Annotated in this window: 12 protein-coding genes; 7 read left to right on the top strand and 5 right to left on the bottom strand. The window is 68.2% G+C overall.

Features of this window, described 5'->3' with window-relative positions; genetic code table 11:
- Positions 1-41 precede the first annotated feature (41 nt).
- The 5 genes from WS46_RS26340 (at position 42) to WS46_RS26320 (ending at position 6000) form a co-directional block, all read left to right on the top strand.
- Positions 42-578, top strand: a complete 537-nt coding sequence (locus WS46_RS26340) for a spore coat U domain-containing protein (protein WP_059692253.1) — start codon at positions 42-44, stop codon at positions 576-578.
- 6 nt (positions 579-584) lie between these two features.
- Positions 585-1298, top strand: a complete 714-nt coding sequence (locus WS46_RS26335; RefSeq protein WP_059527540.1) for a molecular chaperone — start codon at positions 585-587, stop codon at positions 1296-1298.
- 24 nt (positions 1299-1322) lie between these two features.
- Positions 1323-3701, top strand: a complete 2379-nt coding sequence (locus WS46_RS26330) for a fimbria/pilus outer membrane usher protein (RefSeq protein WP_082725400.1) — start codon at positions 1323-1325, stop codon at positions 3699-3701.
- Between the two features lie 111 nt (positions 3702-3812).
- On the top strand, positions 3813-5222 hold the full coding sequence (gene argH / locus WS46_RS26325; RefSeq protein ID WP_059527543.1) for an argininosuccinate lyase: 1410 nt from the start codon (positions 3813-3815) through the stop codon (positions 5220-5222).
- A 94-nt stretch (positions 5223-5316) separates the two neighbouring features.
- On the top strand, positions 5317-6000 hold the full coding sequence (locus WS46_RS26320) for an HAD family phosphatase (RefSeq protein ID WP_059692251.1): 684 nt from the start codon (positions 5317-5319) through the stop codon (positions 5998-6000).
- A gap of 90 nt (positions 6001-6090) precedes the next feature.
- Here the strand turns inward: WS46_RS26320 and WS46_RS26315 are convergent, their stop codons facing one another.
- The 5 genes from WS46_RS26315 to apbC form a co-directional block, all read right to left on the bottom strand.
- Complete coding sequence (locus WS46_RS26315; RefSeq protein ID WP_059527548.1) at positions 6091-6918, bottom strand: lysozyme inhibitor LprI family protein; 828 nt, start codon at positions 6916-6918, stop codon at positions 6091-6093.
- Positions 6918-9197 carry an arginine/lysine/ornithine decarboxylase gene (locus tag WS46_RS26310; protein ID WP_059527551.1) on the bottom strand — a complete coding sequence of 760 codons (2280 nt, stop codon included), beginning with the start codon at positions 9195-9197 and terminating at the stop codon, positions 6918-6920. The genes WS46_RS26315 and WS46_RS26310 overlap by 1 nt, the downstream gene beginning before the upstream one ends.
- 81 nt (positions 9198-9278) lie before the next feature.
- Complete coding sequence (gene dcd / locus WS46_RS26305; RefSeq protein ID WP_006398615.1) at positions 9279-9848, bottom strand: dCTP deaminase; 570 nt, start codon at positions 9846-9848, stop codon at positions 9279-9281.
- A gap of 112 nt (positions 9849-9960) precedes the next feature.
- Positions 9961-10497, bottom strand: coding sequence for a superoxide dismutase [Cu-Zn] (gene sodC, locus WS46_RS26300; RefSeq protein WP_059527554.1), 537 nt, complete (start codon positions 10495-10497; stop codon positions 9961-9963).
- Positions 10498-10630: 133 nt separating this feature from the next.
- On the bottom strand, positions 10631-11722 hold the full coding sequence (apbC, locus tag WS46_RS26295; RefSeq protein WP_059692250.1) for an iron-sulfur cluster carrier protein ApbC: 1092 nt from the start codon (positions 11720-11722) through the stop codon (positions 10631-10633).
- A 350-nt stretch (positions 11723-12072) separates the two neighbouring features.
- Here apbC and WS46_RS26290 point away from each other — a divergent pair, with 350 nt between their 5' ends.
- Both WS46_RS26290 and metG read left to right on the top strand, forming a co-directional pair.
- Positions 12073-12714 (top strand): OmpA family protein, encoded by a 642-nt coding sequence (locus WS46_RS26290; RefSeq protein ID WP_059527561.1) that lies wholly within the window; start codon positions 12073-12075, stop codon positions 12712-12714.
- Between the two features lie 369 nt (positions 12715-13083).
- Positions 13084-15240, top strand: a complete 2157-nt coding sequence (gene metG / locus WS46_RS26285) for a methionine--tRNA ligase (protein WP_059692249.1) — start codon at positions 13084-13086, stop codon at positions 15238-15240.
- Positions 15241-15288 lie beyond the last annotated feature (48 nt).

Below are 15288 nucleotides of genomic sequence, written 5' to 3'. Positions count from 1 at the left end.
CGCGGCCGGGCGACCCCATTGAACGGCAGGAGATAATCATAATGAACGCTTCCCGACGTCGTATTCTTTCGGCCACGCTCGCGGCCATCTTCGCATTCGCGCCCGCGCTGCAGCCCGTCACCGTTGCCGCAGTCTATTCGAACGGCACGGCCACCGCCCAGTTCAACGTCACGCTCACGATCCAGGCAAACTGCGCGATCGCCGCGAATCCGCTTGCATTCGGCTCGTCCGGCGTGCTCACGGCGGCGATCAACCAGCAGACCACGGTCTCCGTCACCTGCTCGAACTCGACGCCGTACAACATCGGACTCGATGCCGGCTCGGTCAGCGGCTCGACGGTCTCCAGCCGGCTGATGGCCGGGACGACGAGCGGCAATACCGGCACGACGGTCGGCTACCAGCTCTACCAGGACTCGGGCCACACGACGGTCTGGGGCAACACGCAAGGCACCGACACGGTCGGCGGCACCGGCACCGGCTCCGCGCAGGTGCTGAACGTGTACGGCCAGGTGCCGACGCAAGCGACGCCGAAGCCGGACACCTACCAGGCCGCCGTCACCGCCACCGTGTACTTCTGACGCGCCGTGGCATCGATCCCGCGCGCCCTGGCCGCGCTGTGCGTCGCGTCGGCGTCCGCGGCCACGTGCGCCGCCACACTGCAGATCACGCCCGTGACGATCGAGCTGCCGCCGTCGGCGGCCGCGGCGAGCATGACGCTCAGCAATCCGGGCGGGCAGCCGATCTACGGCCAGGTTCGCGCCTATCGCTGGACGCAGGAAAACGGCGACGACGTGATGACGCCGACCGATGCGCTCGCCGCCTCGCCGCCGCTGCTACAGATCGGCGCGAACGCCGAGCAGTTGATCCGGCTCGTACGCACGGGACGCGGCGCGCCGGCCGCCGAGGAAAGCTATCGCGTGCTGATCGACGAACTGCCCGCGCCCGGCACGCCGGCCGAGAACGGCATCACGATCCGGCTGCGCTATTCCGTGCCGATCTTCGTCGAGCCCGCCGGCACACCGCAAACGCCACGCCTCGACTGGCGCGTCGAGCGCGACGGATCCGGCACGCGGCTCGCGGTCGACAACCGCGGCGGACGTCGTGCGCAGATTTCCGCGGTGCGTCTCGTCGACGCGCGCGGCACCGTGCACGACGTCACGCGCGGGCTGCTCGGCTATGCGCTCGCGGGCAGCACGCGACGCTGGCCGCTCAAGCTGGACGCGGGCGCGGCCGGGTTCGTCAGGATCCAGGCGACCGTCAACGCGCAGCCGGTCGAAGCCCGGCTGGCACCGCCCTGATCCACGCCGGAGGATCGCACGACGTTGCCCGTTCCGACAACGAGCACGGCCCTCCGGGCTGCCTGCCCCGCCCGATACGCCCGGCCCGCCGCCGCGGTGCTGGCACTCGCGGCGGCGCTGGCACTGCATGCATGCGCCGTCCGCGCGCAGCCGGCGCCGGTGCCGATGCAGGCGGCAGCCGCAGCCGCGCCTGCACCCGACACACTGTTTCTCGACGTGTCGCTCAACGGTGAACCGACGCACCGCATCGCGCGCTTCCAGCGAATCGACGGCCGGCTGTACGCTGCGTCCGCCGACCTGAACGACCTGGGCATCGCGACCGGCGACCGGGCGACCGTGCCGTCGAACACGCTCGTCGCACTCGATACGCTCGCGGGGCTGCGCTACGACTACGACGCGGGCCGGCAGACGCTCGACCTGCGCGTGTCCGATGCGCTGCGCATCCCGCACACGTTCGATACGCGCGCACTCGCGGCCGCGCCGCCCGCCACCTCCGGCCGCGGCTTCGTGCTGAACTACGACGCCTACGCGCAGACCATCGCCCACGCCCCGCTCGCGGTCTGGAGCGAGGCGCGCTATTTCGATCCGGCCGGCGTGTTCAGCAGCACCGGCATCGCGTACCTGTACGACGACCGCCGGCGCTACGTGCGCTACGACACGTCGTGGAGCCACTCGAATCCCGGCACGCTCACGACGACCCAGATCGGCGACACGATTTCGTCGTCGTTGTCATGGACCCGCTCGCTGCGCCTCGGCGGCGTGCAGTGGCGCAGCAACTTCGGCCTGCGCCCCGACCTCGTCACGTTCCCGGTGCCGGCGCTGTCCGGCAGCGCGGTCGTGCCGACTTCCGTCGACCTGTACGTGAACAACGTGCGCCAGTTCAGCGGCGACGTGCCGAGCGGGCCGTTCGTGATCAACAGCGTGCCCGGAATCACCGGCGCGGGCAACGCGACGGTCGTCACGCGCGACGCGCTCGGCCGCTCGATCGCGACGACCATTCCGCTGTACGTCGACACGCGCCTGCTCGCGCCCGGCCTCGCCAGCTATTCGGCCGAAGCCGGGTTCCTGCGCCGCGCGTATGGCAATGATTCGTTCGACTATGCGCGCACGCCGGCGGCGAGCGGCTCGCTGCGCTACGGCATCAGCGAGCGGCTGACCGTCGAGGCGCATGCGGAAGCGACGGCCGGCGTCTACAACGCGGGCGCCGGCGCGCTCGCGCGCCTCGGCGAGCGTGGCGTGGCGAACGCATCGCTGGCGCTCAGCGCGCCGGGCCGCGCGGGCGTGCAGGCCGGCGTCGGCTACCAGTACGTGACGCCGCGCTTCTCGATCGATGCGCAGACGCTGCGCGCCTTCGGCGACTACGGCGACCTCGGCAGCCGCGAAGGCGTGCCGGTCTCGCGCGCCACCGACCGCGTCACGGTCTCGTTCCCGTTCCTGCGCGCGCAGACGCTGTCGTTCAGCTATCTCGGCCTCAAGTATCCGGGCGTCGCCCCGTCGCGGATCGGCTCGATCGCGTACCTCGTCAATCTCGGCGGGCTGAGCTCGATCACGTTCAGCGGCTTCCAGGATTTCCGGCAGCACGACGCACGCGGCTTCTTCGTGAGCCTGAGCATCGGGCTCGGCGGCAACACGTCCGTCTCGGCGAACGCCGGCCGGCAGAACGGCGACTCGACCTACACGCTGAACGCGACGAAGCCGCCCGATTACGGCGGCGGCGTCGGCTGGAACGTGCAGGCGGGCGCCAACGCGGGTATCCGCTACGCGCAGGGGCAGTTGCAGTATCTCGGCCGCGCCGGCCAGGTCACGCTGCTCGCGCAATCGTTCGACGGGCGCGGCAACGCGTCGGTCGACGTCACGGGTGCGTTCGTGCTGATGGACGGCCGGCTGATGACCGCGCGCCGCGTCGACGACGGTTTCGCGCTCGTCTCGACCGACACCGGGCGCGTCCCCGTGCTGCACCAGAACCGGCTGATCGGCGAGACGGACCGGGCCGGCTACCTGCTCGTGCCCGACCTGAATGCGTACCAGAGCAATCGCGTCGCGATCGACGGCACCGCGCTGCCCGCCGACGCGCGGATCGCCGACACGACGCTCGACGTCGTGCCGCAGGCGCGTTCCGGCGTGCTCGCGCACTTCGCGGTGACGCGCTACAGCGCCGCGTCGATCGCGCTGCGCGCGCCGGACGGCACCCCGCTGCCGCCCGGGCTCGAGGTTCGCCACGTCGAAAGCGGCCAGCGCACGATCGTCGGCTACGAAGGCCTGACCTTCGTCGACGGCCTCGGCGCGAACAATCATCTCGAAATCTCGGGCGGCGGCCGCGACTGCGCCGTCGAATTCGCGTACCGGCGCCCGGACGACGGCACGCTGCCGCGCATCGGGCCGCTGACCTGCGGCCCCCGGTAATCCGCGCCTTTTCGCGGCCGACGCGCACGCCGGCCGCCAGCCCCGCGAATGCTAGAATTGCGGGATTCCCTCGGCGGCGCACGCCGCCCAACTCCCCTTCGAAGAATCGCCATGACGTCCCAACTGCACAAAAAGGGCGAGGCCTGGTCGGCCCGCTTCTCGGAACCGATGTCGGAGCTGGTCAAGCGCTACACGTCGTCGGTGTTTTTCGACAAGCGCCTCGCGCTCGTCGACATCGCCGGCTCGCTCGCGCACGCGAGCATGCTCGCGGCGCAGAAGATCATCAGCGCCGACGACCTCGCCGCCATCGAACGCGGGATGACGCAAATCAAGGGCGAGATCGAGCGCGGCGAATTCGAATGGCAGCTGGATCTCGAGGACGTCCACCTGAACATCGAGGCGCGCCTGACCGCGCTGATCGGCGACGCCGGCAAGCGCCTGCACACGGGCCGCTCGCGCAACGACCAGGTCGCGACCGACATCCGTCTGTGGCTGCGCGGCGAGATCGACCGCATCGGCGGCCTCCTGAACGACCTGCGCGGCGCGCTGGTCGACCTCGCCGAACAGAACGCGGACACGATCATGCCGGGCTTCACGCACCTGCAGGTCGCGCAGCCGGTGACCTTCGGCCACCACCTGCTCGCGTACGTCGAGATGTTCACGCGCGACGCCGAGCGCATGCGCGACTGCCGCACCCGCGTGAACCGCCTGCCGCTCGGTGCGGCCGCGCTCGCCGGCACCAGCTATCCGATCGACCGTCACGCCGTGGCGAAGACGCTCGGCTTCGACGGCATCTGCGCGAACTCGCTCGACGCGGTGTCGGATCGCGACTTCGCGATCGAATTCACGGCGGCCTCCGCGCTCGTGATGACGCACGTGTCGCGTTTCTCCGAAGAACTCGTGCTGTGGATGAGCCCGCGCGTCGGCTTCATCGACATCGCCGACCGCTTCTGCACCGGCAGCTCGATCATGCCGCAGAAGAAGAACCCGGACGTGCCCGAGCTCGCGCGCGGCAAGACGGGCCGCGTGAACGGCCACCTGATGGCGCTCCTCACGCTGATGAAGGGCCAGCCGCTCGCGTACAACAAGGACAACCAGGAAGACAAGGAACCGCTGTTCGACACGGTCGACACCGTCGCCGACACGCTGCGGATCTTCGCCGAAATGGTCGCCGGCATCACGGTGAAGCCGGACGCAATGCGCGCGGCCGCGCTGCAGGGCTTCTCGACCGCGACCGACCTCGCCGACTATCTCGTGAAGCGCGGGCTGCCGTTCCGCGATGCGCACGAAGCCGTCGCGCACGCGGTGCGGATCTGCGACGATCGCGGGATCGACCTCGCCGACCTGACGCTCGACGAAATGAAGCAGGAACTGCCGAACGTCGCGCACCTGATCGGCGACGACGTGTTCGGCTACCTGACGCTCGAAGGTTCGGTCGCAAGCCGCAACCACCCGGGCGGCACCGCGCCCGATCAAGTGCGTGCGGCGGTCAAGGCCGCTCGCGCCGCGCTCGGCAAGTAAGCCGGCCGGCACGGACCGGCGCCTTCGGCGTCGGTCTTTCGCTCGGGCGGCCGCCGCGCCGCCCGACGCCCTTCCCGCTTCCCGGATACCGCCGATGACCTTCTCCGCCGCGCTCTTCGACATGGACGGCCTGCTCGTCGATTCCGAGCGGACCATCATGAACACGTGGATCGACGTGTCGACCGCACACGGCGTCGTGCTGACCGAGATCGACTACCTGCAGATCGTCGGCCGCTCGTTCGCCGAGGGCCAGGTCATTCTCGCGAGGCTGATCGGCGACACCGACACGTTCGACGCCGTGCGCACCCTCGTGCGCGAACGGCTCGCCGCGCCCGAACCTCATCCGAAATTTCCGCTGAAGTCGGGCGCACTGGCGCTGCTCGAGACGCTCGCGCAGGCCGGCATTCCGTGCGCGGTCGCATCGTCGTCCGCGCGCGACGTGATCCGTGCGCGGCTCGATGCGGTCGGCGTGCTGCCGTTCTTCCGCGCGATCGCGGGCGGCGACGAAGTCGCGCGCGGCAAGCCCGACCCCGCCGTGTACCGGCTCGCGGCCGAACGCCTCGGCGTGCCGGCGCACGCGTGCGTCGCGTTCGAGGACAGCGACTTCGGCGCGCAATCGGCCGCCGGCGCGGGCGCATCGGTCGTCACCGTGCCCGACCTGAAGGCGCCGACACCTGAAATCGTCGCGCTGAGCCTGCACGTGCTCGCGTCGCTCGACGATGCGGTCGCGCTCGTGCCGTCGTGGTTCGGCCGTCTGGACACGCAGCAGCCCGCGTAGGCGCCGCGCGCGGCACGCCACATGCAAAACGGGCACCCTCGGGTGCCCGTTTTCCGTTTCCGCGCCGAATGACCGGCGTCGCGGCGATCGTCAGTCGTTGCCGGCCGTCTCCGACAGACGCTTCATCGTCGCGATGCGCGCGCCGATCAGGTCGACGCGTCCGTCCTCGCCGACGAGCGGCGCCGTCGCATCGCTGAACGCGACCCACGCGCGCTGCGCACGCACGAGCGTCGCGGCCGAATGCGCGGGCATCTTGCGACGCAGCTTCTGGTAATAGCGGTTCAAATCGAACAGCGCGTGCTCGCACGCGGCATCCTGCACGCACGGCCGCACGCGGCGTATTGCCGGTTCGCGCGGCGCGTTCGCCGGCTTGCCGGTGGCCGCCGCGGCAGTGCCCGCACCGCCCCGGGTGTCGCCTTGCGCACCGCTCGTGGCCGCCACCGGCACGGCGGCAGGCGGCGCATAGCGGTCGGCCGCCGCGCGCAGCGCCAATGCGCGATCGCGCACCGGCTGCAACTGCATGTCGGCGCTCGACATCGCGTACGCGGTGCCGCGCGTCGTGTCGTACACGGCCTTCAGCAGATGAACTTCATCCTTGCGCCACGTGACCCAGCGGCGCTGGCTGTCCTGCCAGCCGCGCTTCGCGTCGGCCGGCGCGTCGTTCGACAGGCGCTGGTACGCACCGTCCATCACCGCCTGCCACTGCTGCTGCGCTTCGCCCATGCACTGGATCTGGCCGGCCGTCGACGACCGGTCGCGCCGCGCGAGACACTGCCGCATCGCGACGTCGATCGGGTCGGCCGCCGCCACTTCCGCATGCGCGACGCTCAGCCCCGCCGGCCCTGCCGACCAGCCTGCCCAGACGACGAGCGCGGCCAGCGCCGCACGCATCGTCCGGATTCGTCCCTGCGCCGCCATCAGTCGCGCACGCAATCGACGAAGTACTCGACGCGGCCGTTCACCTCTTCCGCGACGAGGCCGTGGATGTCGGTGTGGAAGCCCGGGAAGCGCTCGTTGAAGTCGCGCGCGAACCGCAGGTAGTTCACGATCGTCTTGTTGAAGCGCTCGCCCGGAATCAGCAGCGGGATGCCCGGCGGGTACGGCGTGAGCAGGATGCTCGTCACGCGGCCTTCGAGCTCGTCGAGCGGCACGCGGTCGATCTTGCGGTGCGCGAGCTTCGCGAACGCGTCCGACGGCTTCATCGCCGGTTCCATGTCCGACAGGTACATCTCCGTCGTCAGGCGCGCGATGTCGTTCGCGCGATACACGTCGTGGATCTGCGTGCACAGGTCGCGCAGGCCGACGCGCTCGTAGCGCGGATGCTGCGCGACGAATTCCGGCAGCACGCGCCACAGCGGCTGGTTGTTGTCGTAGTCGTCCTTGAACTGCTGCAGCTCGGTGACCATCGAGTTCCAGCGGCCCTTCGTGATGCCGATCGTGAACATGATGAAGAACGAGTACAGGCCCGTCTTCTCGACGATGATCCCGTGCTCCGCCAGGTACTTCGTGACGATCGCGGCCGGAATGCCCGTCTCGCCGAACTCGCCGTCGACGTCGAGCCCCGGCGTGATGATCGTCGCCTTGATCGGGTCGAGCATGTTGAAGCCTTCCGCCAGCGGGCCGAAGCCGTGCCAGTGGTCGTTCGGCTTCAGCATCCAGTCCTCGCGCGAGCCGATGCCTTCTTCCGACAGGTCGTCCGGACCCCACACGCTGAAGAACCAGTCGTCGCCGTATTCGGCGTCGACCTTGCGCATCGCGCGACGGAAGTCGATCGCCTCGGCGATCGATTCCTCGACGAGCGCGGTGCCGCCCGGCGGCTCCATCATCGCGGCCGCGACGTCGCACGACGCGATGATCGCGTACTGCGGGCTCGTCGACGTGTGCATCAGGTACGCCTCGTTGAAGCGGTGCTTGTCGAACGTGCGGTTCTCCGAATCCTGCACGACGATCTGCGACGCCTGCGAGATGCCCGCGAGCAGCTTGTGCGTCGAGTGCGTCGCGAACACGAGCGCGCCCGTGCGCGGACGGCCGTCGCCGATCGCGTGCATGTCGCGGTAGAAATCGTGGAAGGTCGCATGCGGCAGCCACGCTTCGTCGAAGTGCAGCGTGTCGAGCAGGTCGCCGAGCAGGTCCTTGATCATCTCGACGTTGTAGACGACGCCGTCGTACGTGCTCTGCGTGATCGTCAGGATCCGCGGCTTCATGTCCGGGTTCTCGCGCAGCGCCTCGCGCGCGAACGGGTTCGCCTCGATCTTCTTGCGGATGTTCTCCGGCTTGAATTCGTCGCGCGGGATCGGGCCGATGATGCCGAAGTGATTGCGCGTCGGCGTGAGGAACACCGGAATCGCGCCCGTCATCGTGATCGCGTGCAGGATCGACTTGTGGCAGTTGCGGTCGACCAGCACGATGTCGCCCGGCGCCACCGTCGCATGCCAGACGATCTTGTTCGACGTCGACGTGCCGTTGGTCACGAAGAACAGGTGGTCCGCGCTGAAGATGCGCGCCGCGTTGCGCTCGGACGCCGCGACCGGGCCCGTGTGATCGAGCAGCTGGCCGAGTTCGTCGACCGCGTTGCAGACGTCGGCGCGCAGCATGTTCTCGCCGAAGAACTGGTGGAACATCTGGCCGAGCGGGTTCTTCAGGAACGCGACGCCGCCCGAGTGGCCCGGGCAGTGCCACGAGTACGAGCCTTCGTCCGCGTACTTCACCAGCTCCTTGAAGAACGGCGGCGCGAGCGAGTCGAGATAGACCTTCGCCTCGCGGATGATGTGGCGCGCGACGAACTCCGGCGTGTCCTCGAACATGTGGATGAAGCCGTGCAGTTCGCGCAGGATGTCGTTCGGCAAGTGGCGCGACGTGCGCGTTTCGCCGTACAGGAAGATCGGGATGTCCGCGTTGCGGCGGCGCACTTCGGTGACGAACGCGCGCAGCTCGATGATCGCGGTCGCGAGTTCGGGCAGCTCGCCGTCCGGGCCCGTTTCGCCGAGCATGAGTTCGTCGTCGTCGATCGACAGGATGAAGCACGACGCGCGGCTCGACTGCTGCGCGAACGACGTCAGATCGCCGTAGCTCGTGAGGCCGAGGACTTCGACGCCCTCCTTCTCGATCGCTTCGGCCAACGCCCGGATGCCGGAGCCCGAGATGTTCTCGGAGCGGAAATCTTCGTCGATGATGACGACGGGGAAACGAAACTTCATGGGCGATTCTCCAAAAAGAACGACCGCGGCGCGTCACGCGCAGCGGTCACCCGGAAACTGGTGAGACGTTATGCAACCAGATCAGGTTTTCGGCAGCGTGACACCGCGCTGACCCTGATACTTGCCGCCGCGATCGGCGTACGACACGTCGCACACTTCGTCGCTTTCGAAGAACAACACCTGCGCGACACCTTCGTTCGCGTAGATCTTCGCGGGCAGCGGCGTGGTATTCGAGAATTCCAGCGTGACGTAGCCTTCCCACTCGGGTTCGAACGGCGTCACGTTGACGATGATCCCGCAGCGCGCGTACGTCGACTTGCCGAGGCAGACGGTGAGCACGGTGCGCGGGATGCGGAAATATTCGACGGTGCGGGCCAGCGCGAACGAGTTCGGCGGGATGATGCACACGTCGCCCTTGAAATCGACAAACGAACCCTCGTCGAAGTTCTTCGGATCGACGATCGTCGAGTTGATGTTCGTGAAGATCTTGAATTCGTCCGCGCAGCGGATGTCGTAGCCGTAGCTCGACGTGCCGTAGCTGACGATCCTGCGACCGTCCTCGGACGCGCGAACCTGATCGGGCACGAACGGCTCGATCATCTTGTGTTCTTCGGCCATGCGCCGAATCCACTTGTCGGACTTGATGCTCATAACGGGGCGCCAGGAAACGCTGCGTGACGGTAAACGACGGCCGCCGGTTCAAGGCGGCGGCCGGGGAAGGCGGACATTTTACGCGATCATCGGCGCGCGCACGCGGCGGCCATCAACGGATCACGCCGCAAGCGAGCGCGGGGCCCGCCGCATGCTGCGGAAACGCCGGGTCGCTCGGTTCGCGGTGCACCAGCGCCGCGCGATTCAGCGCGGAGCGCACACCGTCGAGGGCCAGATCGGGCGCGACGATGAAACCGGCCGCGACGCCGTTCGCATCCGCATGGATGTTGCCGAGATCGCCGGCGACGCGCGCGCCCGCGCGCAACCGGTCGGCGGCCGGCGCGAACACCTGGCCGGCGCTCGAGCCGTCGCCCGCGTTGCAGTCGCCGCGCTCGTGCACCTGCAGCGCGTGATCGCTGTTCGGCGGCAGGCCGGCCAGGTTGTACGTGACCTGGACGCCGTCCGGGCGTTCGACGAACGTCACCGCGCCGCGCGTCTGCGAGCCGACGGTCGGCTGCAGTTGCGCGTCGGCGCGCTTCTCGTGCGACGAGGAAAAAGAGGTACAGCCGGCCAGCAGGCCCAGCGCGGCGGCGGCCAGCAGCGCGCGCCGCGCGCGGCCGGCGTACACGCCGTGATGTCGTTGGTTCATTCGATCCTCATGCCGGCTGGCGGCCGTTCGATACGGCGGCCATGCCGGGCGGGTAAAGGGACCCGGGAAAAGTCGCCATGATACCGCGCCTCGCGGCGCCGTAAACAGCGTGAGGCCCCGCCCCGCAAGGGTTTTACGTATTTTGAACAACGATCGACGGGAACTTCGACGTCATGTCGCGCGCGCGCTCGGCGATCGCCAGCGCGACCCCGCGCGCGATGTCGCGATAGCGCCGCGCCAGCGCGCCGTCCGGCTCGGCCGCGACCGTCGGCGTGCCGCTGTCGGCGCGCTCGCGGATCGCGATGTCGAGCGGCAGGCTGCCGAGCACGTTCACGCCGTAATCCTTGGCCATCCGCTCGGCGCCGCCCGCGCCGAAGATGTGCTCTTCGTGGCCGCAGTTCGAGCAGATGTGGATGCTCATGTTCTCGACGATGCCGAGGATCGGAATCCCGACCTTCTCGAACATCTTCAGGCCCTTCTTCGCGTCGAGCAGCGCGATGTCCTGCGGCGTCGTCACGATCACGGCGCCCGTCACCGGCACGCGCTGCGCGAGCGTGAGCTGGATGTCGCCCGTGCCCGGCGGCATGTCGACGATCAGGTAGTCGAGCTCGCGCCAGTTGGTCTGCCGCAGCAGCTGCTCGAGCGCCGACGTCGCCATCGGGCCGCGCCACACCATCGGGTTGTCTTCCTCGATCAGGAAGCCGATCGAGTTCGCCTGCAGTCCATGGCCGACCAGCGGATTCATCGACTGGTTGTCCGGCGACTCGGGGCGCTGGCCGTGAATGCCGAGCATGGTCGGCAGCGACGGACCGTAGATGTCGGCGTCGAGAATGCCGACCGACGCGCCTTCCGCGGCGAGCGCGAGCGCGAGGTTCACGGCCGTCGTGCTCTTGCCGACGCCGCCCTTGCCCGATGCGACCGCGACGATGTTCTTCACGTTCGGCAGCAGCTTCACGCCGCGCTGCACCGTATGCGCGACGATCTCCTGCGACACGGCGACGCGTGTGTCGCGCACGCCCGGCACGGCCTTCAGCGCGTCTTCAATGCGCACGCGCACGTCGTCGTGCTGGCTGCGCGCGGGATAGCCGAGCACCACGTCGACCGCCACGGCGTCGCCGTCGATCGCGACGTTGCGCACGCCCTTGTTCGCCGCGTACGGACGGCCGGTATTGGGGTCGACGACAGCCGCCAATGCGGCGTCGACTTGTGCCCGGTCAATGCTCATCGAAACTCCGTGAAAACGTTTTTCTCTCGCGCGAACGTCAAAAAATATCAAATAACGCTGCGAAAATCGGGAAAAGTGAAAGAATCTGTTGCACGCCATTGCGCGAACGCGCGCGTCGGAGCAATCTTCGCGTGCGGCATGCTATGGGGCCAAATCGGCCGCCCACCGCCTATATTGTAGAGGCTGATGCGTCGCCCTGTCCGGAACAGCCCCGCTGGCGAACAGGGCATGCAGCCGCCTCGGCGGCTGCCGCGAGCACGGGCCTGCCCTTCCTTTTTCGGGCGTCCGTGCAGGGAGCCGTAACTGTTGTTTGTCGTTGTCGACTCGTTCAACCAAGAGAGGAATCCAAGATGAACATGAAAATCGCGACTCGCCTGTCCGTCTTCGCACTCGCCGGCGCGCTGCTGGCAGGCTGCGCCACGCAGCAAGGCAACAATACGGCCGTCGGCACCGGCACGGGTGCGGCGCTGGGCGCGGGCATCGGCGCGCTGGCCGGCGGCGGCAAGGGCGCGGCGATCGGCGCGGGCGTCGGCGCACTGGTCGGCGGCGTGACGGGTTACAACTGGCAAGCGATCAAGAACAAGCTCGCGCCGTCGGCAGCCAAGACGGGCACGCAGGTGACCGAGCAGCCGGACGGCTCGCTGAAGCTGAACGTGCCGAGCTCGGTGACGTTCGCGACGAACCAGTACGCGATCACGCCGGCCTTCACGCCGCTGCTGAACGACCTGGCGACGACGCTGAACCAGAACCCGCAAGTGACGGCATCGATCGTCGGCTACACGGACAGCACGGGCTCGGCACAGCTGAACCAGACGCTGTCGCAGAACCGTGCGCAGAGCGTCGTGAACGCGCTGGTGCAGCGCGGCGTCGCCGGCGGCCGCCTGTCGGCACAAGGCATGGGCCCGTCGAACCCGATCGCGGACAACGCGACCGAAGCCGGCCGTGCGCAAAACCGCCGCGTCGAGATCTACCTGCGCGCAGCACAGCAGTAAGCATCGCCGCGAGAGGAGGAAACGGGGGCGCGCGCCCCCGCCGCACAAGGCTTCCCGCGGGGCCCGTAACAAATCGAAAAAAATTTCGAACTTCTGTCTTGGCCCGCGGTCTGTCTTTACGGTACGCGGCTGGCGCAGCCGGCGCGTCACCATTCTCCTCTTGTCGTTGTTGCTCCGGGGCCGTATCCGCCCCGGTTTTTTTTGCCCGGAATTTTCATGCTGCGCCGCAGCATCGCGCCGCCGGGCACGCCGCCACGGCGGCCCCGCCCTCTCCGGCGCCCGGTCCATGGCGCCCGCGCCGGCTGACCTGCCCGCGCCCCTGCTAGAATCGCAGTTTCCGTCGTTTCCCGCCGTTCTTCTACAGACCCTATGTCCGCATCCGACCTCACTTCCGTGCAGGCCGCGGCGCCGCAAGGCAGCCGCCAGATCCTCGTTACGTCCGCACTGCCCTATGCCAACGGCCAGATTCATATCGGCCATCTGGTCGAGTACATCCAGACCGACATCTGGGTGCGGACGCTGCGAATGCACGGCCATGAGGTCTACTACATCGGCGCCGACGACACGCACGGCACGCCGGTCATGTTGCGCGCGGAGAAGGAAGGCCTCACGCCGAAGCAGCTGATCGACCGCGTGTGGACCGAGCACAAGCGCGATTTCGACAGCTTCGGCGTGTCGTTCGACAACTTCTACTCGACCGACTCGGACGAGAACCGCGTGCTGAGCGAGAAGATCTACCTCGCGCTGAAGGACAACGACCTGATCGCCGAGCGCGAGATCGAGCAGGCGTACGACCCGGTCAAGGAAATGTTCCTGCCGGACCGCTTCATCAAGGGCGAATGCCCGAAGTGCCACGCGAAGGACCAGTACGGCGACAACTGCGAAGTGTGCGGTTCGACCTACCTGCCGACCGAACTGCTGAACCCGTATTCGGTCGTGTCCGGTGCGACGCCGGTGCGCAAGACGTCGACGCACTACTTCTTCCGCCTGTCGGACCCGCGCTGCGAGTCGTTCCTGCGCGAATGGGTCAGCGGCCTCGCGCAGCCCGAAGCCACCAACAAGATGCGCGAATGGCTCGGCGACGCCGGCGAAGCCCGCCTCGCCGACTGGGACATCTCGCGCGACGCGCCGTACTTCGGCTTCGAGATCCCGGGCGCGCCCGGCAAGTACTTCTACGTGTGGCTCGATGCGCCGGTCGGTTATTACGCGAGCTTCAAGAACCTGTGCGACCGCAAGGGCATCGACTTCGACGCGTGGATCCGGTCGGGCTCGACCGCCGAGCAGTACCACTTCATCGGCAAGGACATCCTGTATTTCCACACGCTGTTCTGGCCGGCGATGCTCGAGTTCTCGGGCCATCGCACGCCGACCAACGTGTTCGCGCATGGCTTCCTGACGGTCGACGGCGCGAAGATGTCGAAGTCGCGCGGCACGTTCATCACCGCGCAGAGCTACATCGACACCGGCCTGAACCCGGAATGGCTGCGCTACTACTTCGCCGCGAAGCTGAACGCGACGATGGAAGACATCGACCTGAACCTCGACGACTTCCAGGCGCGCGTGAACAGCGATCTCGTCGGCAAGTACGTCAACATCGCGAGCCGCGCGGCCGGCTTCCTGCTCAAGCGCTTCGACGGCCGCGTGCAGGACAGCGCGATGAACCATCCGCTCGTCGCGAAGCTGCGCGATGCGATTCCCGCGATCGCCGCGCACTACGAAGCACGCGAGTACAGTCGTGCGCTGCGCCAGACGATGGAACTCGCCGACGAAGTGAACGCATACGTCGACGGCGCGAAGCCGTGGGAACTCGCGAAGGATCCGGCCAATGCGGTCGCCCTCCACGAAACCTGCAGCGTGAGCCTCGAGGCGTTCCGCCTGCTGTCGCTCGCGCTGAAGCCGGTGATGCCGCGCGTGGCCGAAGCCGTCGAGGCCTTTTTCGGGATCGCGCCGCTCACGTGGGCCGACGCCGCGAAGCCGCTGTCGTCCACGCAGCCGATCAAGGCGTACCAGCACCTGATGACGCGGGTCGATCCGAAGCAGATCGACGCGCTGCTCGCCGCGAACCGCGATTCGCTGCAGGCGGAGGCCTCCGGCGCCGCTGCCGCGGCCACGGCCAACGCCGCGAAGGAAGGCAAGAACGCCAAGGCGAACGCGAAGGCGGCCGCCGCGAGCGACGCCGACGACGGTCCGATCTCGATCGACGATTTCGCGAAGGTCGACCTGCGTATCGCGAAGATCGTCGCGTGCCAGGCCGTCGAAGGCTCGGACAAGCTGCTGCAGCTCACGCTCGACATCGGCGAGGAAAAGACCCGCAACGTGTTCTCGGGCATCAAGTCCGCGTACCAGCCCGAGCAGCTCGTCGGCAAGCTGACGGTGATGGTCGCGAACCTCGCGCCGCGCAAGATGAAGTTCGGGCTGTCCGAAGGGATGGTGCTCGCCGCGTCGGCTGCCGACGAGAAGGCCGAGCCGGGCCTCTACATCCTCGAGCCGCACAGCGGCGCGAAGCCCGGCATGCGCGTGAAGTAAGCCGCACGCACGGCCGCTTGAACGAGAAAGCCCCGCACCGATGCGTGC

Origin of the sequence: Burkholderia sp. RF4-BP95, assembly GCF_001521985.1 — a bacterium.
GTDB lineage: Bacteria > Pseudomonadota > Gammaproteobacteria > Burkholderiales > Burkholderiaceae > Burkholderia > Burkholderia diffusa.
The sequence above is the reverse complement of the archived record's forward strand: the minus strand, read 5'-3'. Positions and strand labels throughout refer to the sequence as shown.